The organism is Hyalangium versicolor (assembly GCF_020103695.1).
In the GTDB taxonomy this organism is placed as follows: domain Bacteria; phylum Myxococcota; class Myxococcia; order Myxococcales; family Myxococcaceae; genus Hyalangium; species Hyalangium versicolor.
Map to the genome: position 1 here is coordinate 96,586 of NZ_JAHXBF010000031.1, position 23,824 is coordinate 120,409.

General features: G+C 67.6%; 21 protein-coding genes and 1 pseudogene. 12 read left to right on the plus strand and 10 right to left on the minus strand.

Annotation, left to right across the window (positions count from 1 at the left end):
* The first annotated feature begins 2 nt into the window (after positions 1-2).
* On the plus strand, positions 3-2,525 hold the full coding sequence (locus KY501_RS44080) for a S8 family peptidase (RefSeq protein ID WP_224370484.1): 2,523 nt from the start codon (positions 3-5) through the stop codon (positions 2,523-2,525).
* A 172-nt stretch (positions 2,526-2,697) separates the two neighbouring features.
* Here the strand turns inward: KY501_RS44080 and KY501_RS44085 are convergent, their stop codons facing one another.
* A complete protein-coding gene (locus KY501_RS44085; protein ID WP_224370486.1) occupies positions 2,698-3,726 on the minus strand; it encodes an AraC family transcriptional regulator in 1,029 nt (342 codons plus the stop codon).
* A gap of 107 nt (positions 3,727-3,833) precedes the next feature.
* On the opposite strand from KY501_RS44085, the gene KY501_RS44090 reads away from it, so the two are divergent.
* Positions 3,834-4,631, plus strand: coding sequence for a hypothetical protein (locus KY501_RS44090; protein WP_224370487.1), 798 nt, complete (start codon positions 3,834-3,836; stop codon positions 4,629-4,631).
* 6 nt (positions 4,632-4,637) lie between these two features.
* Here KY501_RS44090 and KY501_RS44095 read toward each other — a convergent pair whose 3' ends face one another.
* Both KY501_RS44095 and srmL read right to left on the minus strand, forming a co-directional pair.
* On the minus strand, positions 4,638-5,291 hold the full coding sequence (locus KY501_RS44095) for a tetratricopeptide repeat protein (RefSeq protein WP_224370489.1): 654 nt from the start codon (positions 5,289-5,291) through the stop codon (positions 4,638-4,640).
* Between the two features lie 53 nt (positions 5,292-5,344).
* Positions 5,345-6,511, minus strand: coding sequence for a PheS-related mystery ligase SrmL (srmL, locus tag KY501_RS44100; protein WP_224370491.1), 1,167 nt, complete (start codon positions 6,509-6,511; stop codon positions 5,345-5,347).
* A 252-nt stretch (positions 6,512-6,763) separates the two neighbouring features.
* Here srmL and KY501_RS44105 point away from each other — a divergent pair, with 252 nt between their 5' ends.
* The 3 genes from KY501_RS44105 (at position 6,764) to KY501_RS44115 (ending at position 8,524) form a co-directional block, all read left to right on the plus strand.
* A complete protein-coding gene (locus KY501_RS44105) occupies positions 6,764-7,177 on the plus strand; it encodes a hypothetical protein (protein ID WP_224370493.1) in 414 nt (137 codons plus the stop codon).
* Between the two features lie 92 nt (positions 7,178-7,269).
* The gene (locus tag KY501_RS44110; protein ID WP_224370495.1) at positions 7,270-8,097 is read left to right on the plus strand and encodes a peptidoglycan recognition protein family protein; all 828 of its coding nucleotides are present in this window, start codon (positions 7,270-7,272) and stop codon (positions 8,095-8,097) included.
* A gap of 16 nt (positions 8,098-8,113) precedes the next feature.
* Positions 8,114-8,524 (plus strand): hypothetical protein, encoded by a 411-nt coding sequence (locus KY501_RS44115; RefSeq protein ID WP_224370498.1) that lies wholly within the window; start codon positions 8,114-8,116, stop codon positions 8,522-8,524.
* Positions 8,525-8,536: 12 nt separating this feature from the next.
* Here KY501_RS44115 and KY501_RS44120 read toward each other — a convergent pair whose 3' ends face one another.
* The 4 genes from KY501_RS44120 to KY501_RS44135 form a co-directional block, all read right to left on the minus strand.
* Positions 8,537-9,328 (minus strand): SDR family NAD(P)-dependent oxidoreductase, encoded by a 792-nt coding sequence (locus KY501_RS44120; RefSeq protein WP_224370500.1) that lies wholly within the window; start codon positions 9,326-9,328, stop codon positions 8,537-8,539.
* 192 nt (positions 9,329-9,520) lie between these two features.
* Entirely contained in the window at positions 9,521-11,008 is a 1,488-nt protein-coding gene (locus KY501_RS44125) for a phytoene desaturase family protein (protein ID WP_224370502.1), read from the minus strand.
* Between the two features lie 38 nt (positions 11,009-11,046).
* Positions 11,047-12,237: a metallophosphoesterase gene (locus KY501_RS44130; RefSeq protein WP_224370536.1), complete on the minus strand. Its 1,191-nt coding sequence runs from the start codon at positions 12,235-12,237 to the stop codon at positions 11,047-11,049.
* Between the two features lie 15 nt (positions 12,238-12,252).
* A complete protein-coding gene (locus tag KY501_RS44135; RefSeq protein WP_224370504.1) occupies positions 12,253-12,660 on the minus strand; it encodes a PaaI family thioesterase in 408 nt (135 codons plus the stop codon).
* 143 nt (positions 12,661-12,803) lie between these two features.
* Between KY501_RS44135 and KY501_RS44140 the strand changes: the two genes are divergently transcribed.
* The 3 genes from KY501_RS44140 (at position 12,804) to KY501_RS44150 (ending at position 15,424) form a co-directional block, all read left to right on the plus strand.
* Positions 12,804-14,111, plus strand: a complete 1,308-nt coding sequence (locus tag KY501_RS44140) for a hydroxyacid-oxoacid transhydrogenase (protein ID WP_224370506.1) — start codon at positions 12,804-12,806, stop codon at positions 14,109-14,111.
* Positions 14,112-14,128: 17 nt separating this feature from the next.
* Positions 14,129-14,563, plus strand: coding sequence for an acyl-CoA thioesterase (locus tag KY501_RS44145; protein ID WP_224370508.1), 435 nt, complete (start codon positions 14,129-14,131; stop codon positions 14,561-14,563).
* A gap of 66 nt (positions 14,564-14,629) precedes the next feature.
* Positions 14,630-15,424: an SDR family NAD(P)-dependent oxidoreductase gene (locus KY501_RS44150; protein ID WP_224370510.1), complete on the plus strand. Its 795-nt coding sequence runs from the start codon at positions 14,630-14,632 to the stop codon at positions 15,422-15,424.
* A 10-nt stretch (positions 15,425-15,434) separates the two neighbouring features.
* On the opposite strand, the gene KY501_RS44155 is transcribed toward KY501_RS44150, so the two are convergent.
* Entirely contained in the window at positions 15,435-16,082 is a 648-nt protein-coding gene (locus tag KY501_RS44155) for an FHA domain-containing protein (protein WP_224370512.1), read from the minus strand.
* Between the two features lie 212 nt (positions 16,083-16,294).
* On the opposite strand from KY501_RS44155, the gene KY501_RS44160 reads away from it, so the two are divergent.
* Positions 16,295-17,902: a sigma-54-dependent Fis family transcriptional regulator gene (locus tag KY501_RS44160; RefSeq protein ID WP_224370514.1), complete on the plus strand. Its 1,608-nt coding sequence runs from the start codon at positions 16,295-16,297 to the stop codon at positions 17,900-17,902.
* Here KY501_RS44160 and KY501_RS44165 read toward each other — a convergent pair.
* Together KY501_RS44165 and KY501_RS44170 are read right to left on the minus strand one after the other, a co-directional pair.
* Entirely contained in the window at positions 17,868-18,800 is a 933-nt protein-coding gene (locus KY501_RS44165) for a TIGR02757 family protein (RefSeq protein WP_224370516.1), read from the minus strand. The two genes, KY501_RS44160 and KY501_RS44165, sit on opposite strands and share 35 nt — an antisense overlap.
* A gap of 1,279 nt (positions 18,801-20,079) precedes the next feature.
* A complete protein-coding gene (locus KY501_RS44170; protein ID WP_224370518.1) occupies positions 20,080-20,826 on the minus strand; it encodes a hypothetical protein in 747 nt (248 codons plus the stop codon).
* A gap of 652 nt (positions 20,827-21,478) precedes the next feature.
* Between KY501_RS44170 and KY501_RS44175 the strand changes: the two are divergent.
* From KY501_RS44175 to KY501_RS44185, 3 genes and pseudogenes are all read left to right on the plus strand, one after another.
* Positions 21,479-22,489: pseudogene (locus tag KY501_RS44175) on the plus strand (sigma 54-interacting transcriptional regulator); the annotation flags it as partial.
* Between the two features lie 65 nt (positions 22,490-22,554).
* Positions 22,555-22,935, plus strand: a complete 381-nt coding sequence (locus KY501_RS54640) for an AAA-type ATPase lid domain-containing protein (RefSeq protein WP_507236559.1) — start codon at positions 22,555-22,557, stop codon at positions 22,933-22,935.
* A gap of 63 nt (positions 22,936-22,998) precedes the next feature.
* Complete coding sequence (locus KY501_RS44185; RefSeq protein WP_224370524.1) at positions 22,999-23,814, plus strand: DUF2381 family protein; 816 nt, start codon at positions 22,999-23,001, stop codon at positions 23,812-23,814.
* The last annotated feature ends 10 nt before the right edge of the window (positions 23,815-23,824 follow it).

A 23,824-nucleotide genomic window follows, 5' to 3' on the forward strand; every position in this document is an offset into this window, starting at 1 on the left:
AAATGGCCGACAAGCGGCTCCCCCTCCTCCGAGGACGAATCACCTCGGTGGACACCTACGAAGCGCCACAGGGCGGCGGCGGCACGCCGCCCAAGATGCCGTCGCTCAATCCGAAGGCGCACCGAACGGCCCTCCTCCAGCAGCTCGATACCATCACGCAGCAGGTGAAGGCTCGAGCCGAGACTGCGCGTGACGAGTTGGCGAAGCGCGAGATCGTCGCCGTGCGACCTGCCGCCAATGCACAGCTTGCCTCAGACCAGCTCGACGACACCCGTAGTGATGCGCGGCTTGTCGGCGTCATGCCAGAGGGCACTGTGGTTCTTGACGTCGCCAACGCGGACCTTGAGTACCTGCGGAAGAAGCTCGACGCGTTCGCCGACGACGCGAAGGTGGAGACGAAGACCGCAAAGGATGGGACGGTCACGACCCACCGGGACAAGGAGCGAGCGATCGCACCGGTGGGGAGCATTGGCCTCGCGGAACTCGAGGACCTCGGCGGTGCGCAGCTTCGTGCTGATGCGCTACCCGACGATCGCCCGTTCTGGTTCGAGATCGGCTGCCGTGGCGGCTACCGCAACCCCGTCGACGACACGAATGGGAGTCGGGCGCAGATTGCTCGGCAACTCTACCGCCTCGGCGTGAACCAGAAGCTCGACGAGTTCCTCGGCCCCGAGCAAGTCTACTTCTTTGTGCGCGTGACCCGTGCCCAGCTCGATGCGCTTCGTGCCGCGACCGACTGCATCTATGAGGTCGAGCTGGCACCGCAGCCGCTGCGCGATCTCAAGCTGCTCGACGACATGTCGACGAAGGACCTCGCCAAATTTGCACTCGCCCAGCCACACGAAGATGCGCCATCGGTCGTGGTGCTGGACACGGGCATCGCCACCGGGCACCCGCTCCTCAAGCCGGCGATCCTTACCGCGACAACAGCCGGTCCTGAAATCCCGTCGCCTGAGGACACCCACGGCCACGGCACGAAGATGGCGGGCTTGGCTCTGTACCGCGATGTGGGCGCAGTCATCGAGCGAGGAAGCGCCGAGGCACCGCACTGGCTGCAGAGCAGCCGCCTCCTCATCGCGCCGGGCTACGGCACCGCTGCCGATGAGAATTACGAGAAGTGGCCAGTGCTCACAGAGCGCGCTGTTCGCTCCGCAGAAGAGGCCGACGCTCGGGCACGAAACCGCGCTTTCGTGCTCGCGATCACACGGACGATGCAGGATCCACCGCTCGAAGGCCTCGCACCGACGCTTTGGAGTCAGGCGGTTGACCAGCTCTCGTTCCGCGACGGGAACGGGCGGCTGATGATCGTTTCGGCGGGCAACGCGCGCGATAACCAGTGGCTCAAGCTTGCGGAGCTACACCCACAGCTACAGCTCTCGGAGAAGATTCACCAGCCTGCCCAGGCCTCGAATGCGCTCACCGTCGGTGCGTTCACCGCGCGCGTCGAGTTGCCGAACGACAAGGACTACGCCGAGGCCCGTGTTGTTGCGACGAAGCCGGGCGGAATCTCGCCGTACACCAGCACCGGCCTCGTCGGGAACGAGTGGCCCGTCAAGCCCGACGTGGTGCTCGAGGGGGGCAACCTGGCGATCTCCGGCACGCTCACCGACGCGACCGTGCCCACGTTGTCGGCGCTCACGACGAGCCATCGTCACACGCATGGGAACTCGGTGGGGCTGATGTCGATGACCAGCGAGGCCAGCGCGCGCGCTGCGCATCTCGCCGCTCGCATTTGGACGCTCGAGCCGAAGCTTCAGCCCGAGACCGTGCGCGGATTGATCGTCCACTCCGCGAGCTGGTCGAAGGCAATGCTCGAGGACTTTCCCGGCCTGAGCGACCGGCTCCAAGCCTGTGGCTACGGCGTACCAAACGAGCGGCTCGCCTCGGAATGCGCGCAAGGTGTCGCGACGATCATCGTCGAGGACACGATGCCGAACGCGGTCATTGAGGAGGAGCCGAAGAAGACGCCGCCCAAGAAGGCCACGACGAAGGCGACGGAACCGAAGGTTCGCCGCAAGATAAAGCTTTACCGACTTCCGCTGCCTGAGAGGCTACTGACCGACTCCGACCCGGACGTCGAGCTGCGTGTGACTCTCTCGTACTTTGCCGAGCCCAACAAGTTCGGCCGTCGCACGTACCACGGGCTTGATCTGAAGTGGGACATGCAGGGCCCGCAGGAGTCAGACGACGCCTTCCTTCAGCGAATCAACGTGCAGAAGCGCACGCTAGGCGCCGACGGCAAGCGCGTGAAGCCCACGAAGACCAGGTCGTTCGACTGGGACGTCGGCATCCAGACTCGAAGCCGAGGCACTGTCCAGAGCGACCGCTGGCGCGGGAAGATGTCCGAGCTGGTCAACGACAAGCTCATCTCGATCGCCCCGGTACTCGGCTGGTGGGATCAGCGCAAGCCGCTGCGGACGCAGGAAATGAAATTCTCGCTCGTCGTCTCCGTGTTTGGGCCGGGTGTCTACGCAGCCATCAAGCCGCAGGTCGAGGCCGAGGCGGCGATCACTATCGACATGTAAGCGTCCCCCATGCTGTCCGCTGCTCGGCCCGCGCAGCAGCGCGCTCCACCTCTCGGCGGGTCCGCTCGGCAAGGGGGACTGCTCCGCCGACGGCCTCGATTTCAAGCACCCGCGCCTGCAAGTCGGGGGCGAGCAGAAGCGACCGTCCCAGCTCGTGATTTCAATGAAGTTGCTAATAGCCGCCATGGCGCTGGCGGAAGGACTCGGGGCTCATGCCCCACCAGCGCTTGAAGGCGCGATGGAAGACGCTCGGATCGCTGTAGCCCAGCAGGAAGGAGACCTCGGCGATCGACACCCGGCGCTGTAGGAAGTCCGCCGCGCGCTGCCGACGCAATTCCTCGAGGATGCGGGCGTAGCTCTGCCCCTCTGCCGCCAGACGCCGCTGGAGCGTCCGCGCTGGCATGTGCAGCGCTCGGGCCACCGCCGCGAAGGAGCAGTCCCCTCCCGCCAGCGAGCGCTGCAGCCAGGCCTGGACCCGCACCGAGACACCAGGCTCCTCCGGTAGGGTGCTCAAGAGCTTCTGGATCTGGCGCTCGAAGATGGAGTGGACGAGCGCATCCGCGTGAACGAACGGCCGGGCGGCATCCTCCCGGGAGAACTCGATGTCGTTGGCGGGAGCGTTGAAGAGGATCGGGCAGCCGTAGCGCTCCCGGTGCTCTCGTGTGTCCGCGGGCTCGGGGTGGACGAAGCGCACGCACAACGGGGTGATGTCGTGCTCCGTCAGCAGCCGAGCCCCCTGGACGAACTGCGCCATGGCCATCTCCGCCAGGTGGCGGTGCGCCGGCCGCCAGGCTCCCACGGGCGTGAACCGCATCCTCACTCCGCGCGGGGTCTCCTCGTAGCGCAGGCGCTCTCCATCCCCCCAGACGCGCTGGTAGCGCGCGCCTCGCTCCAGGGACTCGGCCAGGTTGGCGCTGGTGGCGATCACCGCCGAGCCCACGTCATCCGGATCCACCACGGGCAGACTGGCCATGTGCAGGCCCAGGTTGTCATCGCCACTGAGCTCGACGGCTCGCTCCAACAGCGCGTCCAGCGTGGCGTAGGGAATGCGGACCTCGGGGTCCTCCAGCTCGGCGCGGGACACGCCAAACTCCCGGCACAGCCGCTCCGAGTCCACCGTGGGCAGGCTCAGTCCATTCAGGGCCTGGAGGGCATGGCGGACCTGCCGGGTAGAGAGCGAGGCGACAGCCGGGGAGGACATGGCCCGCAGGTCTACCGGGTCCCTGGCGCGCACGGCAATCCGTTCTGGCGTCCGGAGTCAGTGCGGAACATCCCCTCTGCGGGCACCTTGAAGCCATGGACACCACCATGACGCAACCCCGAACCCCGTGGCCCCGGCTGCACCTCTTCGAACTGCTCGGCCAGGACTGGTACCCCACGGCCCTGCGCGACCATTCCACGAACTATCTGGCCACCATCAGCCAGCGGATGGGCCTCTTCGACGCGGTGGCTCCCCTGCTCCTGCGAGGCCTGGAGGCAGGGAACACCAACGAAGTGCTCGATCTGGGCTCTGGAGGCGGAGGGCCGCTGCCGCGGCTGAGGGAGCTGCTGGCGCGCAAGCAGGGGCGGCAGGTTCGCCTGGTGCAGAGCGATCTGTTTCCGAACGCTCAGGCCCGCGCTCGCGCTCGCGCCGCCGGAGCGGAGTACCTGGAGCAGCCGGTGGACGCTCTACAAGTGCCCGCCGGGCTGCGCGGCATGAGGACCCTGTTCAATGCTCTTCACGAGTTCCGGCCGGACGCGGCGCGCGCGCTGCTGGCGGATGCCCAGGCGCAAGGCGTACCCATCGGGGTGTTCGAGGTGGTCGAGCGCTCTCCTCGAGGGGTGTTGAGCGCGCTGTTCATCCCGCTGCTCGTGCTGCTCTTCACCCCGCTCATCCGCCCGCTCACACTGCCAAGGCTGCTCCTGACGTATGTCGTGCCGGTGTTCCCGCTAACCATCTTCTGGGATGGGCTCGTCTCCACGCTGCGCGCTCATCGGATCGAGGAGCTGCGCCACATGACACAGTCCCTGGCTCGCGAGGGCTACACCTGGGAGGTCGGCGAAGCGCGCATGCCCGGCAAGCCGCCCGTGACGTACGTCCTGGGCCTGCCCGTCACTGCCGCGTGAGCGCCGTCAGCGCCCGAGCGCCACGGCTCTCACCCACCGTCCCCAGGCCCCCGCGCTGGGAGCCACGCGCACCAGCGCCCAGCGCAGCCTCCGAAGCTGACGGCGATCCCGCGCCTCCCGCTCCAGCGGGTTGAGCAGGGCCATCGCCTCGGCCTGGTGCCGCTCGCCCGCCAGTTGCACCGCCAGATCCAGCTTCACCTCGAACATCGTGGGATCCAGCGCCAGCACGTCCTGCAGCAGGGTGATGGCGCCTCGGCGCTCGTCTTTGCGGCGGAAGTGGAGCCGGCCTCGCAGCAGCGTCTTCAACGCGTCCACGCGGTGCCCCTTCGAGAGGTTCAGCTGCGACAACTGCTGCCACAGCTTCACGTTGTGCGGGAACGTGTCCGCCGCCTGCGCGTACACGGCCAGCGCCTTGTCCGCGAAGCCCTTGTCCAGGTGCCCCTGCGCCGCGGCCTGGAAGCTCTGGAGCGCCGCCTCGGCCTGCTTCGCTCGTGCCAGCAACGGCGCAAGCTTCCCGTGCACGACGGGATCCTTCGGCTCCAGCTCCAGGGCCTTCCGGTACCCCGCGATGGCCTTGTTCAACCGGCCCTTGGAGCGCGCCTGATCGGCTGCTGCGATGATCTCCGAACGCGACTGGGGCGCTTTGCTTCCGAAGAGCATGGCCCGCATCGTACCCCGCCCGTGCCGACGGGGTACGAGTTGCCACGCGGGCGTTATTTTTCAATACGCCCCTGAGCGCTCACCGGGCGCTCACCGGCTGCTCGCGCCGCCCACTCCCACGCCGAGCCCCGATGCAGCGCGGCGTAGATGTCGTCTCGCAGCGTGTTGCACTCCTCGTGCGTGAGCGTGCGTTCCAGCGAGCGCAGCACCACGCGCAGCAGCACGTTCTTCTGCCCAGGGGAAACGCCCATCCTCGCCACGGCCGATGCGGGAAGCGCTCGGTACGGTGTCTCGGAGAGCACCTCCACGCTCTCCACCAATTCCGCCCGATCGCCCAGCGCGGCACGGACCGCGTCGCCCAGTTCCTCGGGCGTGTCGTCCTCTTGCAGCACCAGGGACACGTCCCTGCGCACCGCCGGCATGGACGACACCGGGCGGTATGGCTCCAGGTCGAGCAGCTGCGAGGCGATGCGCGGATCCGCCGAGCGCAGCAACCGGATGTCGTCCACCCCCTTGCGCAACATCAGGATGCGGTCGAGCCCCAGGCCCATGGCCAGCCCCGTGGTGCTCCCCTGCTCCAGGCCGCACTCCACCAGCAGCGCCGGCAGGGCCAGTCCGCACTCGCCGATCTCCACCCACTGCGAGCCCTCGCGGACGTCGATCTGCAGGCCATCCGTCGTGTACGGGTGCCTCGCCGGCTCCACACGCAATTCCCGTCCCGGGAGTACGGCACGGACGACTGTCTCGATCATCTCTTGCAAGTCCGCCACGCCCAGAGGTTCGCCTCGCCGCACGCGCCAGAGATCCATCTGGTGAGGCTCGCCGGTGTGGAGCCGGTCGATGCAGTCGCGCCGATAGACGAGCCCGGGACACGCCAGAAGCACATCCTCAGGTGAGGCTTCGCGTAGCTGGCGCAGCCGGCCCGGGATCATCGCCGAGGTCTGCGTTCGCAGCAGCGCGGTGTCACAGACGTAGCGCGTGTAGCGAGCGTCTCGCGCGGCGCCCTCGGGTGGGTAGTGGAGATGATCGTAGTTGTCGGCGACGGAGACGATGGGACTCTGCCGGTGGACCTGGACTTCGCAGCCCCACGCTCGGCGCAGGGCCTCCAGCGCAGCGTCGATGAGCTGCTGCATCGCGTGGGGGCCAGCGGACGGGTCGGTGAGATCGCGAACGGACAGCGCGCGCCGCACGTCGGCGGCGCTCAGAATGGAGATAGACATGGGAAAACCTCTCGGCTCGGAAGGGAACGGAACGGTCACAGCCTCGAATGCCCCCCCGGCGAGTCCGGGCGAGCATCACGCCGAGGTGGCGATCCGCTACCGAGAGGAGTGCGCGCTACGGCAGCACGGCCTCCCGACACCCGAACGGGGCCGGGGGGCTGCTAAATCGACGAGCACACACCCAATGACGCATACCTGATGTGTAACCGCGTCCCTTGCTCCTGGCAAGAGGCCCCCCTGGAGGACACCCGCATGAGCTCGCTCCACTCCTTCTCCATCCACCGCGTGGCACTGGCCGTCGTCGCGAGCCTGGCGCTGGCGCTGCCCACCCACGCCGAGGCTCCCGCCCCCAAGCCCGCTGCGGGTGACGGCGCCATCCTGCTCACCATCTTCCTGCGCCACGACCAGACCAAGACGCTGGACGAGATCAACGCGCAGCTCGATCGCACCGGCTTCCGGAAGAACTTCCCGCCCGAGGGCGTGGAGGTGGTCTCCTGGTACGTGATGATGGGAATCGGACAGGTCGTCACCCTGCGCGTGCCCCCGGAGAAGCTGCGCACGGTCAACCTCGCCATCGAGAAGGGCGCGTGGGGTGCGTTCCGCACCGAGTTCTACGCCACCTACGACTACCGCCCCGTCTGGGAGGAGCAGCGCAAGGCCCGCTGATCCAAAATTCCGGAAGCCCCGTTTACCTCGTGCCGTATTTCTGGAACAATCCACGGGAGCGGTAAGAAACGTCCCTCCCTCCCGAGAGTTCCATGACGACGACGACCCGTACCTCCGCCGCGGCTCCGCGCACTGCGGCTGCCGCCACCCAGCCCACCGTGACCGCGCCGGCCGCGGGCCTGAAGGAGGGAGACAAGGGTCCCAAGGTCAAGCAGCTCCAAGATGCGCTCGTGAAGCTGAAGTACCTGACGGCGGCTCAGGTGGCCTCGGGGCCCGGCATCTTCGGCAAGCAGACCGAGGCGGCGGTGAAGAAGTTCCAGACGGACCAGAAGCTGCCCACCACTGGCTACTACGGCGAGCAGACGCAGGCGGCACTGAAGAAGGAGCTGGCCAAGACGGGAGGGACGACCCAGACGCCCTCCACGCCGGGCGTCTTCAAGAAGCCGCCGGTCGTCAGCGCGCCCTCGCCCAACTTCGATGATCGCAAGGGGATGGACATCGACACCATCGTCATCCACCACACCGCGTCCAACAACGGCGCGGCGGACCTGGCGCACATGAAGGATCCGAAGGCCGAGGTGTCCGCGCACTACATGGTGGACCGCGATGGGAAGATCTACCAGCTCGTCAATGACACCAAGCGCGCCTGGCACGCCGGCAAGGGCGAGCTGCACGGCGAGCCCACGGACGTGAACGGCCGCTCCATCGGCATCGAGATCGTCAATGACGGCAGCGGCAAGACGGCCTTCACCGAGGCGCAGTACAAGTCGCTGACGCAGCTCGTGGGCTTCCTGAAGCAGGAATACAAGGTCCCCATGGACAACATCGTCGGCCACAAGGACGTGGCCGTGCCCAAGGGCCGCAAGAGCGACCCGGCGGCCAACTTCGACTGGACCCGGCTGCGCAAGGGCATCTCCTGAGCGTGCGGGGAGCCCCTTGACCGTCCTGCGACACGCCTTCGCGCTGTATGCCGTCCGCGAGCTGAGCCGCTTCACCTCGGCCTTCGCTCGCGAGCGGGAGGGTTCTTCCCTGGACGCGGGCCTGCGGAGCATCCGCGAGGCGTGCCTGGCCACCCTCGGCATGGAGTTCGACACGCTCACGCGCTTCGACGCGAAGTCGGTCGTCGGCCTGTTCGCCGCCCCGGAGCAGGCGCGCGTGCTCGCCCGGCTGGTGGATGAACGGGCGAGGCTCATGGTGCAGCACGGCCAGCTCGCCGCGGGACTGGATGACAGCGTCTACGCGGGACAACTCCTGGCCTGTTCGCGCCAGCGCTTCGGCGTACCGCGAGACACCCGGGCCGCCGAGCTCATGCAGCGCGAGGTGGGCGAGCCCTCCGTGCTCGTGTGACCCGCGCCGCCGCTACCAGGCGATCGGCTTGCGATCCTGGAAGAACCCACCCGAGGGGCCATCCGGAGGCAGCATCGCCGCCCAGGCGATGGTGTCGGCACCCGCCTCCACGCTGAGCGGAGCGCTGGGACCGCCCATGCGCGTGCGCACCCAACCCGGACACACAGCGTTCACCAGCAACTGCCGCTCCTTGAACTCCTCCGCCAGCCGCCGCGTCAGCGCGTTGAGCGCCGCCTTCGAGACCCGGTACGCCGAGCGCGGCCAGCCCTTGCGCGCAAACTGCCCGCTGCGCACGTCCTCGATGAACTCTCGCACCAGCGCGGCCAGCGTCTCCTTCGAAGGCGGCGGATCGAACCGGCGGCGGATCTCCGGACACAGCCTCCCCAGCTCGCCCCCATCGCTCGACACCATGACGAGCCGCCCGTGCTTCTCCAGCAAGAGCCCCAGCCGCTCCGCCACGAGCCAGGCCCCGAAGAAGTTCACCACCGTCGTCTGCTCGGCCACGCGCGCGTCGAAGCCATCCATGGTGATGGCGGCGTTGTTCACCAGCGCCGACAGCCGCTGTCCCTGACGCTCCAGCTTCGTGGCCAGCGTGAGGATGCTCTCCTGCGAGGCCACATCCAGCGGCTCGAAGACGACGTCCAGGCTCTCGGTGCGCAGCGTGCGGGCCGCCTGCTCGCCGCCAGCGGTGTCCCTGGCCGTCAGCAGCACCCGCATCCCCGCGCGGGCCAGTTGCCGGCATACCTCGAACCCGATCCCTCGGTTGCCTCCCGTAACAAGGACCGTTCCCTTCGCCTGTGGCATGTGTCTCCTCCCCCAACGGAGCGCTCCTCCTTCTTAGAAGGTCATGAGCTCCGATGCAGGGACATCGCAAACGCCGCTTCTGTTGCGGCGGCCTTAAACAGCAGCGCTCCGCTTTTTACGCCGTGAATAAATTTTGAGGCTCTCACAAGCTTTACTTGTTTTACAGGCCTTACAGGAAGGCCTGTGTGGGCCTCAGCGGCGAGCGGCGATGCGGGCGGCGGTGCGAATGCCTCCGAGCGCGGTGGCGAGGGTGCTCTGCCCCGGGAAGACAGAGTCCCCCACGAGCCAGAGCCCTTCGGCCACCGGCCGTGGGCTCAGCTCTCGGTACTGGTGCAGGCCGGCGCGGCGCGGAACGCCTCCCACCGCTCCTGCGTCGCGCCGGGTGAAGCGCTCGAAGGTCCGAGGCGAGGCCGTCAGCTCGTGGAGCACGTGGGCCTCCCACTCGGGTGCCAGCCGTGCCAGGCCTTCGCGCATCCGGGACTGGATGCCGGCGATGTAGCGGCCCTGGGCCTCGGGGGACTGCTCGGCCATGCGGCGCAGAGGCACATGGGTGGAGAGGGTGAGCGTGCGGTAGCCCGGAGGCGCGCGGCCGGTGTCCGCCTCTCCGCTGATGGAGACGAAGAGGTGATTGCCCTCCACGAGCGGGGCGGATTCGTCCTGGACCAGCTCCAGATGGCAGGCCTTGGCCGGAGCGCCCTCGGGAGCCCGCGCCACGCGGTACAGCATGGCCGCGCCCCACCCCTCCTCCACGCGCCCGGCCAGTTCCACGAGTCGAGGCAGCCGCTCCGGAGGCAGGCCCAGCAGGCGCAGCAGCCCCCGAGGCAGCACGTTGGCGGCCACCTGCCGGGCATGCAGTTCGCCCCGGCGTGTCTCCACCCGCCAGCCGCCGGGCTCGGGGGCCAGGGACTTCACCCGGTTGGCGAGCAGCACCTGACCGCCGCTGCGCTGGATGGCCTCCACGAGCGCCGATGCGAGCCGGCCAATGCCGCCCCGTACATGGCCCGTTCCCCGCCAGTAGTAGTCCATGGCGGCCAGGGCGATGGGAGCCTCGGCCTCGGCGGCGCTGCACTGGACGGTGATCTGGCAGAGCGCGTCCAGGAACGTGCGCAGCGGGGTGAAGCGCAGGAGCCCGAAGTGCTCGAGCACGGCTCCCAGGGGACGGCCCAGCCAGCGCAACAGGGGCACGTACCGGGGCACGCGGGCGGCGTGGCGCAGCAGGGCCCGGACATCCAGCGGAGGCAACAGCGCGGGCTCATCGAAGAGCGCCCAGAGGGCATCGGCCACCTGGCGCTGGAGGGCAAAGAAGTCCCGCAGCCCACCCACGGGAGCATCCGGTAGGAGGAAGAGCTGCTCCAGAAAGCGCTGGCGATCCCGATGGACGCTCAGCTTCAGCGAAGGCGTGCGCAGCTCCACGAGCGGATCGATCCAGTCCACCTCCACGTCGAGCCCATACCGCCGCACCCACTGGCCGAAGAGCTGCTCCTCGGCGAGGCCAGAGAACAAGGTCGCGCCGGACTCGAACGCGTAGCCATCGCGGTGGAATGTGCTGGCACAGCCGCCGGGATAGTTGAGCGCCTCGCACAGGGCAACGCGGGCGCCGCGCTGTGCCAACTCGAGCGCCGTGGCGAGCCCGCCGAAGCCCGCGCCCACCACCACCGCGTCATAAGAGGACTCCGGCATGCCCCCCATGGAGTGCCCACGCTGCTCCGGACGTGCCGCTACGCCTGACGGAGCGTGAGGATCGTCACCTCGGCGGGGATGCCGATCCGGAACGGGAGCCAGTGCCCCGTGCCACCCGAGACATAGAGGTGGCTGTCCTTCTGCTGGTAGCGGCCCAGCATGAATTCGAAGACGAAGCCGAACAGGGGGATGCCCAACAGGGCCACCTGCCCTCCATGCGTGTGGCCCGAGAGCGTGAGGTGCGCACCACTCTCAGCGGCATACGGGAAGAAGGACGGGTGGTGGGACAGGCACAGCACCACCTCGTCGGGAGAGGCCCCCTGGAAGGCCACTTCGGCCGAGCGGCGCATGCGCTGCGCCTTCACGAACGGATTGCGCGTGCCCATCGGGTAGTCGACACCGACGACGCGCAGGCGCTCGCCGCCGTGCTCGATGACGTGCGACTCGTCCACGAGCAGGCGTACGGGAGCCTCCCGCTTCTTGAGGGATTCATAGCCATCGAGGATGGGCTCCAGGCCCCGCCAGTGCTCGTGGTTGCCCAGGATGGCCACCATGCCATGAGGCGCCTTGCACGCCGCGAGCGCCGCCATCGTCTCGTCGAGCTGCTCCAGATCATCGATGAGGTCGCCCGTCATCACCTGCAGGTGCACGCCGGCCTCGTTCATCGCCTCCACGGCCGCCCGGAGATAGGTGGGGCTGATGAAGGGGCCCACGTGGATGTCGGTGATCTGACCGATGCGGAAGCCCTCGAGCGCCGCGGGCAGGTGACGCAGCCGCACCTCCATTTCGCGCACCACGAAGCGAGAGATACCACTCACCACACCCGCGGAGGCCGTTCCCACGGCCACGAGCGGTACCGCGCGCCCCACGTTCACGAGCAGACTCCGCCGCTCCAGGTCCACCACGCCCGGAGTTCCCCCCGAAGTCGAGGCAGCGGCGCGACGGCTCTTCCACCATCGATGGATCGCGAAGGGCGAACCGAACACCACGCTGATCAGCGCCGTGACGATCCACAGCACGGAGAAGATCTTCAGAGGGAGGCCGATGACGGGGATATCGGACCGGAGTCCGAAGCCGAGCGCGACTGGCAGCGCCCACGCCAGGAGCGACAGTGCCACCAGCCCTACGAAGGTCCACCGGCGCCAGCCGCTTGCAATCGCGGGCCACAGCCTTCGGAGGGTGACGTAGGCCAGCAGGTTCAGCAGGAGGACGACGATGAGTCTGCCGATCAGCATGGCGCGCGCTCAGAGAAACTTGGTCATCCGGCCCTGGGCGACCAGGACGCCATCGTTCTCGCGGCGGAGGTCCACCTGGACGAAGGCCAGGGTGCGCCCGGACTTGAGCACGGTGGCCTCGACGATGACGGTCGAGCCGCCGGGGGCCGGCGAGAACCAGGACACATTGAGGTCCGTGGAGACGCCGGGCCGGTAGTCCCGATCCGCGCTCATGATGGCCAGCGTGCCCACCACGTCCACGAGCGTGGCCACGGCGCCACCGTGCAGGGCGCCGCCGATGTTCTGCACCGCCTCTCCCACAGGCAGGCGGACACGCGCCTTTCCGCCCTCTACCTGCAGAACCTCCATGCCGACCAGCGAGCGGTCATAGCCTTTGCTCCCGAACCAGCTCAGCCGTTCCTTCAGCTTGTCATCCATGCGCCCCCACCATAACCGGCCTCAGGACGGGATGCTCTCCCACCTGTCCTCTGCCTGATGAAGGCCGGTTGGATGCACGGCAAGACGTGGCGCGGCCCCCCTGCTCCGGTACAGTGCCTGACAGACTGCTCCAGAGGGAAACGATGCGCTGCTGCCACTACGACCACGTGGGAGAAGGCTGCGACAGTGCGTTCACGGTGGACACCTCGCGGATCACCTTCGGCCGAGGGTGTCTGGCGGAGGTAGGAGACCGGGCCCGGGCTCTGGGAATGAAGCGCGTGGCCCTGTTCTCCGACGAGCGGCTGGCGCGCCTGCCGTACTTCGAGAAGGTGCGCCAGTCCCTGAGCGCGGCGGGGTTGGACGTGGTCGTCTATACGGACGTGCACGTCGAGCCCACGGACCAGTCCTTCCTGGACGCCGCGCGGTTCGCCTCGGAGGCCCGGCCGGACGGCTATGTGTCCCTGGGAGGCGGCTCGGTGATCGACACCTGCAAGGGCGCCAACCTCTACGCCACGTACCCGGCGGACTTCCTGACGTATGTGAATGCTCCGGTGGGCGCGGGGCGCCCGGTGCCTGGACCGCTCAAGCCTCACATCGCCTGCCCCACCACCTCGGGGACAGGGAGCGAAGTCACGGGCATCACCATCTTCGATCTGCTCTCGATCCAGGCGAAGACAGGCATTGCCTCGCTCGCGCTGAGGCCCACCGAGGCGCTCATCGATCCCGACTGCACCGAGAGCCTGCCGAGCGAGGTGGTAGCCGCCAGCGGGTTGGACGTGCTCTCCCACGCGCTGGAGTCCTATACCGCGCGGCCCTACGTGCGCCGCCCTGCCCCGGCCCGGCCGAGCCTGCGCCCCATGAGCCAGGGAGCCAACCCCTGGAGCGATCTCGGCTGCCGTGAAGCGCTGCGCCTGATGGGCGAGTACCTGGTGCGCGGAGTGACGGATGCGCAGGACCACGAGGCGCGCGAGCAACTGATGTGGGCCGCCACGCTGGCGGGCATCGCGTTCGGCAACGCCGGCGTGCACGCGCCCCACGGCATGGCCTACGCAGTGGCCGGGCTGGTGCGGGACTTCCGACCCTCGGGCTACCCTCAACACGAGCCGCTGGTGCCCCACGGAATGGCGGTGATCCTGAACGCTCCGGCGGTGTTCCGTTACACGGCGGAGTCGAGCCCCGATCGCCACCTGGAGGCCGCGGAGTGGCTGGGCGCGGACGTGCGAGGAGCCACCCCGGGCGACGCGGGCGAGGTGCTCGCGGGGAAGCTGATCCACCTCATGCGCGCGGTGAGCATCCCCAACGGGCTGACGGGCGTGGGCTACTCCGAGAGCGATCTGGCTCCCCTGACGGAGGGCGCCTTCCCGCAGCAGCGCTTGCTGCAGAACGCTCCCCGGGAGATGACACGGCCCGTGCTCACGCAACTGTTCCGCCAGGCCCTGAGCTACTGGTAACCCCCGCCGAGGCAACCATGGTGACCGACGCCGAGCCCGCAGATCGCTACCGCTACTTCCTGCCCATCACCACCCGGTGGATGGACAACGATGTCTACGGCCACATCAACAACGTCACCTACTACAGCTACTTCGACACGGTCGCGAACCACTACCTCATCCAGGAGGGAGGCTTGAACATCCACTCCAGCCCCGTCATCGCGCTGGTCGTGGAGTCGCGCTGCTCCTACCGCGTCCCGCTCTCGTACCCGGACCGGCTCCGGGCAGGGCTGCGGGTGAACAAGCTGGGGAACCGCTCGGTGACGTACGGCATCGGCATCTTCAAGGAGGGCGAGAGTCAGAGCTCGGCCCACGGGTATTTCGTGCACGTCTTCGTGGACCGCCAGACACGCAAGGCCGTGTCGATGCCCGAGCGCCTGCGCGCGGCCCTCGAGCGCCTCGTGGTGACTTGAGCGCGAAGTCTTGAAACGCATCAAGGGCTGGAGCATCTCTCCGCCCGTCTACGGAGGAGTCACGACATGGATCTGGGTCTTGAGGGAAAGACGGCATTGGTGACGGGCTCGACGGCGGGTATCGGTCTGTCCGCGGCGATAGGACTGGCGCGCGAGGGAGCACATGTCATCCTGAACGGGCGCCAGGAGCAGCGCATCGAGCGCGCGAAGCAGGAGCTCCTCAAGGCGGTGCCCGGAGCGAAGGTGTCCGGCGTGGCCGCGGACTTCTCGAGCGCCAAGGGAGCCGAGGCGGTCACGAAGGCCTTCCCGGACGTGGATGTGCTGGTGAACAACGTGGGCATCTTCGAGCCCAAGGCGTTCGAGCAGATCCCCGATGAGGACTGGCAGCGCTTCTTCGAGATCAACGTGATGAGCGGGGTGCGGCTGAGCCGCTTCTACTTCCCGAAGATGCGCGCGAAGGGCTGGGGACGCATCATCTTCGTGTCGAGCGAGTCCGCGGTGCAGATCCCCTCGGAGATGATCCACTACGGCATGACGAAGACGGCCCAGGTGTCGATCGCGCGCGGGATCGCGGAGCTGACCACGGGGACCGGGGTGACGGTGAACACGGTGCTGCCGGGTCCGACGTTCTCCGAGGGCGTGGGGCAGTTCGTCTCGGATCTGGCGAAGACGCAGGGCATCGACACGAAGACGGCCGAGCGTGACTTCTTCATCAACGCCCGGCCCACCTCGATCATGAAGCGCTTCGCCTCCACCGAGGAGATCGCGAACCTGATCGTCTACGTGGCCAGCACGAAGTCCTCGGCCACCAACGGCGCGTCCCTGCGCGTGGATGGCGGCGTGGTGCGCGCCATCCTCTGAGTAGCGCGGCTCAGGCGGCGTCTCGGGACTTCCGGAGTAGCCGCTGGATGTACTCCCAGGCGAACGTCACCTCCCGGAGCCGCTGCTCGGCCTGGGAGCGCAGCTCGGTGCCGAGGCGCGCCAGCTTGTCCGGCTGGCACTCCTCGGTCCGGGCCTGATACGCGGCTCGGGCCTGCTCCAGGGTGCCGGGCTGCTCGAAGCCGAGCAGCGTCCAGAACAACTGCGCCTGGGAGAACCGCATGTCCGTGGGCTGCTCCTCCACGACGGGGCGCTCCGTGAGCGGAGACGCCTCGGAGGCAGGCGGAGGAGTCACACGCTGAGGGCGCTCGCCATGCACTCGTGGAGTGGCCGCGCTCACCCCTCCGCTCAAGGACCGGACCATCAAGAGGTATGGACCGACGCGCAACTCGTCATCCGCCGTCATCACCGTGGGCTGGACCACGAGCTCCCCGTTGAGCCAGGTGCCATTGGTCGACCCCTCGTCCAGGACGATGACGCCCCCCTCGATGGCCACCAGCCGACAGTGGATGCCCGACACCGTGTCGTCCTTGAGGACGAGGTGACACTTCTTCGACCGGCCTACGAAGATCTCTCGGCTGGACAAGGTCCCCTTCGTCGGAACCCGGGTCCCACCCAACACCACTGCAATGCTGAACACGTTTGCTCCAGGCTCTCCCGCGTGGGGGCACCAGCGGGATTCTTCCCCCTTCGCCTGCCAAGGCACCGAGCGTGCCAACCTGCCAGGCAGGGGCAAACGTCAATTAATTCAACCTCTTGGGTATTCTCCTTCACTCCTGACGGGCGGCAGCCACGCCAACCTGTCAGAACTGCTATCAGTACTGACAGGCAGCCGATGCCTCTTGGGGCCCCATGACGAGCAGCGATGAGCCGAAGGCAGGGCGGGAGGCCGAAGCGCCCGAGTTGGACGATGAGGCGGTGTCAGGCCCCTCCCTGAGCCGGACGAGCTTCATTCCCCTGCCCCCGTCGATCCAGGACACACCCGCGATCCCGGCGGTGACGAGGCGGGACCGGCTGCGCAGCGTGCCCACCCCTCCCCCGCCCGAGCCGCCACGGCCCTACCCCGAGCCCAAGGCGCTGCGAGTCCAACGCGAGGGCGTGCCGGATCTGATCGTCCCGCTGTATCCGGATCGCTCCTACGTGTTTGGACGGGCACCGGAGTCGACAGTGGTATTCCCTCACGACGCCGTGTCCCGCCAGCATGGACGGCTGTCATTCCGCGAGGACCACCGGTGGGTGTACCGGGATCTGAACTCGCGCAACCACAGCTTCCTGGGCGAGGTGGAGTACCCGTTCCAGGGGGATGAGCGGGAGTACTTCCAGGTGATGAGTGCGTTACAGGACTGGGTCGTGGAGCCGGGCAACGTGATTTTGCTGGGCAACGGGCGGAGCCGCATCACGCTGCTGGCCGAGGTGCCTGACGGGTTGGTGGCGGGGCCGCGGCCTCGGCAACAGGGCTCGGCGGCGGCGATGCAGCTCGAGCGATCGATCAACATCTGCGCCCGGCACCAATTGCCGGTGTTCATCCTGGGCAAGTCGGGGACGGGCAAGACGTTCATCGCCCGGGAGATCCACAGCCGGAGCCGGGCGGACGGGAACTTCGTCATCCTCAACTGTGGTCGGCTGCCGCAGGACCCGAGCATGCTGCACAGCGAGTTGCTGGGGCACGTGAAGGGAGCCTTCACGGGGGCGGCCTTCGCGCGGGTGGGCAAGTTCTACGTGGCCAACGGGGGCACGCTCTTCCTGGACGAGGTGGAGTTCCTTCCGCCGGCGGCGCAGGACTTCCTGGTGGATATTTTGGAGGGCACGGGCAGCCTGGCGCCGCTGGGAGCGGCACCGGACTTGAGAGAGCCTCCGCCGCGCTTCCGGCTGATCTCGGCCTCGAAGACGCCGCTGCAGCAGACGGGGCTGCGGCCGGACCTGGCGCAGCGGCTGGCCACGGGAGACGTGATCGTTCTGCCGACGCTGGAGGAGCGGCGCGAGGACATTCCGAACCTGGTGGAGGACTTCCTGCACCGGTTGAAGACGGAGCAGCAGTACGACGCGGCGTTCACCAGCGACGCGATCGCCTACCTGCAGCAGGTGGACTGGCCGGGGCAGATTCGAGAGCTGGAGACCACGGTGAAGGCGGTGGTGGCGCGCGAGGTGGCCGCGAGCGCCATCGATGGGGTGGGCTCGTTGAGGATGGTGATCAGCGTGGAGGCGGTGAAGGCGTACCTGTCCCAGCGGCAGCTGGGGTTTGGCACGGCGGTCGCGGAGCCTGCGGCCAGTACGCGGGCTTCGAATGTGACGACCTCCATGCCCGTCCCCGCGGGGCTCAAGCGCCCCAGCGCCCTGACGGAGGCGGAACTCCGGGCGGCGTTGGAGAAGCACCAGGGGAACAAGACGCGAGCCGCACAGGAGCTGGGGATCGCGCTCAACACTCTCAAGGACCGGATGAAGAAGCTCGGGATCTCGTGAGGCGCGGCCCGACGGAGCAGGCGGACAGCAACTGGCACTTCGCGCAGTTGTCCGCCACGGGTTTCGCGGGACAGACACCGCTCATGCCGTAGTGGCAGAGCGCGAAGTCGTAGCGCACGGGATCCGCCGCATCCAGGCGCCGCAGCGAGGTGGTCACATCCTCGGCCGTGCGCCAGCTCAAGTCATTGCGCTGAGTCAATCCCAGGTGCTTCGCAATGCGCCCGATGTGCGTGTCCAACGGGATGACCAACGCCGAGGCGGGCACGCGCTTCCAGATGCCGAAGTCCACCGCATCCGGTCCGCGCACCATCCAGCGCAGGTACAGGTTGAGCCGCTTCGCCGCTCCCGGACCCAGCGGTGACGGTAGCAGGTGGTGCAGCCCTCGCTCCTTGCCGAGCACCCGCCGCAGTTCGCCCATCGGCACATCCCGCAGTGCCGCCGTGAAGTCGCTCAGGGCGCCATGCATCGAGCCATGCGCCTCCCAGACGCGAACGAAGAGCGCCTCCAGGCTCCCCTGCTCACGCAGCGCCTTCCCCATGCCCAGCAGCAACACCGCCACGTCCGTGCCGACGTTGAACCGGTACACGAACCCGTGCAGCAGCTCGCGCGCTCCGGGCACGTCCAGTTGCCGCACGAAAGCGGCCGGAGAGGCCCCCATATGCCGCAACAACCCGTCCACCTTGGGCCGGAACAGGTCCGCCCGCCCGTACGCGAGCGCCGCTCCCAGCAATGCACTCACCTCGATATCCCGGGGATCCGAATACCGGTGCGGGAACTCCACGGGATCGAACGCGATGCGCGAGCGCGTGTCCGTTGACGCCAGGAAGGACTCCAGAAGGGGGCGCAGGCGCTCCGCCGCCTTTACCGAAAGCCCTCCGCTCTGTGAACGCCTGCTCACGCTTCCGCCTCCAGACTCGCGCCACCAGCGTGCGCAGGAACATCCGCACGAGTCCACATGCTTCCTCCCGCTCTCACTCCCGTGAATTGTGCCGGACGAGGTCCACTGGGAGTGCAGTATTGCTCCCCTCCAGTTGCCGCTTCAGCAGGTTCTGGGGCTTGGGCTCATGAATCGGGATGAAGAGTTCCAGACTTCGCCGGTACCAGGATTCAGACTCACCGAAGCACCCGACTGGAGACGAACTGCAGAAAGCGCGGGACGTCATACCGCGCCCCAATGTCGTGATGGCTCCCTGCAACTGCTGCGCAACTAGACGCTTGGCATGAGGCAATAGCCGCGCAGGAGAGACTCAAACTTTGAGGGACACCAAGGGTACAAGACGAGGCATCTGGAGTTCTGTTGCTGGGTGCGATGAGGGAGAAAGAAATGATCAAGGTATGTGCGCTTGCGCTTGCAGCGATGCTGACCGGCTGTGCCGCGCCCGCTGCCTCCTGGAAGGGAGAGGTGAAGTGGCCGGAGACCGAGCAAGACGAGCAATCGGTCAAGACCGTCATCCCGCTCACGGAAGCAGGAGCCGCGCTCGCTGCGGCAGCCGCCATCCGCGAGATGGTGAGAACCAATACGGATCCTAGACTCTTCTGGGGATGCTCCAGTCCCGAACAAGGAATGGATGTCGCCGTCTTCACGGGCCCGACGCCGGGCTTGTATTACGTAGTGTTGGACGAGCACTTCAATCGATGCGGCGGCCCGCGCGGGCGGGTACTCGACTGGGACTACGTGTACGCAGTCACCCCCCAAGGTGAGGTAGTGGAGAAGGCCCCACCACCCCGAGCCGAACCGCTTCCGGCCGAGCCCGAGCCCTATCGCTCAAGCGCTCCTTCGCCCGAGCCAGCCCCCTCACCTGCCGTTCCCCAACCGGACACGGGCACCGGTACGCCCGCGTCGGCGCCACCACCGGCCTCTTCTCCTCCGACCGCGCCAGCCCCTACGCCTGCGCCTGTTCCTTCTCCAGCGCCACCGCCACCTCCCCCACCACCCGCTGCGCCGGGGTGAGTGCTTACGCCCACAGTCACTCCAAGAAAACTGGAGTCTGCAAGCCCCCGCTCCGGGAGGAACAGGCTCCCGTGAGAAGAGACTCAACAGAGCGTCAGCCATCGGCATTCGCAGCAGACGGCCTCCGCGCATCTGGCATACATGCCCCCTGCGAGTGGATGCAGAAAGGCCCCGCGTCCCCTCCTTCGGGAACGCGGGGCCCTGACTCACCTCTTCAACACGACGATCAGCTGAGCGTCACCGGCGGCTTCGGCAGCTCGCTGACCGCAGGCAGCTCACCCCCGAGCGCCTCGGCCAACTTGCTCACCTGATCCAAGGGAATCCCCTTGATGTCCAGCACCGCCTTGCCCTTCTGGTTGCGCACCGACACCTTGAGCACCACGCCCGTGCCCCGCGGGAAGCGCTGCGCCACCGCCTCGCTGTACTGCTCGGCCAGCACCAGCGACTCGGACGGCAACGGCTTGGTCGAGGCAGGCTTGCGCTTGCGCTGCAACGCACGCCGCATCTGATCCACGCTGCACGCACCGAACGGCTGCACGCTCACCTGCCCCTTCTCATCCGGCACCTCGATGGGCGTGGGGCCCGGCTCCTCCGCGTTCACCTCCACGTCCGCTGCCTCCTTGTAGCTCAGCAGCAGGTTCAGGCACGTCACGCCGAAGCGCCGAGCCACCGGCTCGCTGAAGGCTCGCGCTACCGTCCCGTACATGCTCAGCGTCGCCTGCGACAAGTCCGCCAGCTTCTTGCTGAAGTACTCCCGCGCGTCCTTGTACCCCGCCTTCTCCGCCATCCGCTTGTCCACGATGTGGTTATAGAGCTGCCCCATGCGGTGGTAGTTGCTGTTGCCCTGCGCCATCAGCTGCAGCAGCTCGCTGCCCAACTGATCCAGCGTGGCATCCTCCGGGATGGTGGAGCTGGCGACCGCGCCCTGCCCAGTGCCGCGAGTGACATCCTTGAACTTCAACAGATTGAACATGGGTGTTTCTCCCCCTGGGAACGCACCATGCGTCCCGGCCGCTTGATGTTGCGGTTGCGCCTCCCCAAAGCACACGGCGCGCCAACCCCTGGCTTCTTGCGGAAACAGGCACTTACGCCAACGGACCTCCGGGGACCGTCCGCGTCCGCGGACGATTCGTCCGCGTTGGGAGACGGTGCCCTTCAAAAGCGGAGAGATTCCGCGTGCTTACGGAGGCGCAGCCCCAAACGCCGCACGCACGTGGTGTGATAAGCCATTGAGTTGTCGAGGGTGCGCCGCCCGCCTCAAGACAACCACCGTCCGCGTTCGCGGACGGTGCTGCCGCTCGCCACTTCTGACGCCGTCAGAAGTTCTCACGCACCGCCTCCGCCCGGATGCCCCACCCCACGCTCCACTTCTGACGCCGTCAGGAGTCGCGCTCACCGCATCTCTCCCGGTGGCCCTGCCCCCCCTGTGCCCACTTCTGACGCCGTCAGAAGTTCTCACGCACCCCATCTCTGGGGAGGGCCCACCCCACGCGCCACTTCTGACGCCGTCAGAAGTTCTCACGCACCCCATCTCTGGGGAGGCCCACCCCACGCGCCACTCCTGACGCCGTCAGAAGTCGCCGATCACCGCATCGCATGGGAGGGGGCCCTGCTGAGGAGGCGTCATGCCGGAGTTGGTGTTCTTTCGCCGGGGGGAGGAAGTGCTTCGCGTCGCGCTCGAGCGACAGCGCCTGGTGCTCGGCCGCGCACAGGACAGTGACATCGTCATCCCGGATCCCCACGTCAGCCGCCAGCACGTGGCGCTCCTGCTCGACGGCTCCCGCTGCCTGCTGGAGGACCTGTCCGGCCAGGGCACCGTGGTGGCCGGCAAGCCCCTGCGGCGCGGCGAGCTGACCGATGGGGCCGATCTGCAACTGGGCCAGTGGCGCGCACTGTTCCGCGAGCGCAGCCCCACAGGGAACTCGGCGGCCACCCGCCCCGGCCTCCTCACAGAGCTCCACGCTCACGAGTCCACCGAGGACTTGCGGCTCCCTGTCCAGCTGCGCGTGAAGCACGGCTCCACCGAAACCCTCTACATCCCTGGCACTGCCAGCTTCACCGTGGGCAAGGACCCGGGCAATGACCTGGTCCTCCAGGACCGCTTCATCTCCGGCCGGCACCTTCAGGTGACGCGCAGCGAGGCGGGCTTCCACGTGCGGGATTTGAACTCCACCAACGGGACGTTCCTCAACGGAGTGCGCCTGTTCGAGGCCGAGCTCCCGCTGAACACCACAGTGCACGTGGGCGAGACCGAGCTGTTCTTCGAGCCGCTGTCCCAGCGACAACCACAGGCAACCTTCCACGGCATCGTCGGGACGGACCCGGCGGTGCGGCAGTTGGTGGAGCTCATCCAGCGCGTGGCGCCCTCCCCTACCGCCGTGACGGTGCTGGGCGAGTCCGGAACCGGCAAGGAGCTGGTGGCCCGAGCGCTGCATGAGTGCTCGCCCCGAGCGGGGCAGGCCTTCATCCCCGTCAACTGCGCGGCGCTCTCTCCTGCGCTCATGGAGAGCGAGCTGTTCGGCCACGAGAAGGGTTCCTTCACCGGCGCGGACTCCAAGCGCAAGGGTGCCTTCGAGGAGGCCAACGGGGGCACCCTCTTCCTGGACGAGGTGGGCGAGCTGCCGCTGGAGCTGCAGGCCAAGCTGCTGCGTGTGCTGGAGAACGGAGAGGTCAAGCCCGTGGGCTCCATGCGCCGCAGGGGTTGGCTCCGAGGTTCACTCCGGCCGCGCTCGCCAGGCTTCAGCAGCACTCCTGGCCGGGCAACATCCGAGAGTTGCGCAACGTGGTGTGCCGCGCGTTGCTCGTGCGCCAGGGGCCGCAATTGGACGAGAGCGCCATCCTCTTCGAGCAGGAGTTCCACCGCGCCCCTGAGGACACGGGCACCCCGCAGCTCGAGCTCCCCGAGGGCGTCACCCTGGAGCAGATGATGCTGCGAGTGGAGCGACAGCTCATCGAGAACACCTTGCGCCGCTGCCACTTCCACAAGGACCGCGCCGCCAAGGAGCTGGGGCTGGCCCGCTCCTCCCTCTTCAAGCGGCTCAAGCTGTGGGGTCTCAGCGCGGAGGAGGACGGAGCCAACTGAGCACCCACGATGCGCATCTGCTAGGGTGGTAACCCAGGAGATTCTGTTCCCTTGGTCCTACCCATGACGTGGTCTCGCGTTGCACTCGGCTTCCTGGTGGCGAGCACGGCCGCCGCCCAACCCCAGCTCCCCGCCCGGCAACGGCAGGATCGGCGCGCCGTGCTGCCCACCACTCCCGCCGAGCCCGTCCTCGAGGTGTACGTAGCCGCGGGCAACCTCACCACGGTGGCCTTCAACGGCCCCCTGGACCGCGACAGCCTCACCGTGGACCGGACACGCTTCAAGTGGTTGGACGTGGGCGACAACACCCTCGCCCTGGAGCCCATCGTGGATCTGAGCCCCAGCGAGCGGCTCATCCTCCAGGTGGGCTTCAAGGACAAGGCCCTGCCGACCAAGGCTGTCCTCGCGGTGCTCACCAAGATGGATGTCACGGACGGGAAGGTGGAGGTGGATCGGCGGGCCAACACCCCCGAGGCCCTGCTCGCGGCCCTCATGCAGAAGAATGTGGAGTTGGAGGAACTCAAGGCCCGGTGCACGGAGCCAGGGCCTGCCGGCCTCGTCTTCTCTGGGTGGCTCAAAACAGACACGCGGGGGATGAATCTCAAGGTGAGCGCACCCTCCCTGGGCTCCATGGGTCTGGAAGCGATTGATGCCAATGCCTATCAGGGGAACCCCTCGACGCTGGTGGCCATCCAGTTGAAGAACCCACCGGGCCAGAAGCTCTGGGCACCAGGGACCGTGCGACTGACGGGCCTGCCAGGGGCACCGGTAAGGGGCCGCGCAGGAATAAAGTTTCAGTTTGCGGGTGCCCGAGATCGTGCCCATCAATGTAGGCATGGACCTGGAGGAAGTCATCGCGGCGAAGTACCAAGCGCTTGAGAGCGGACTT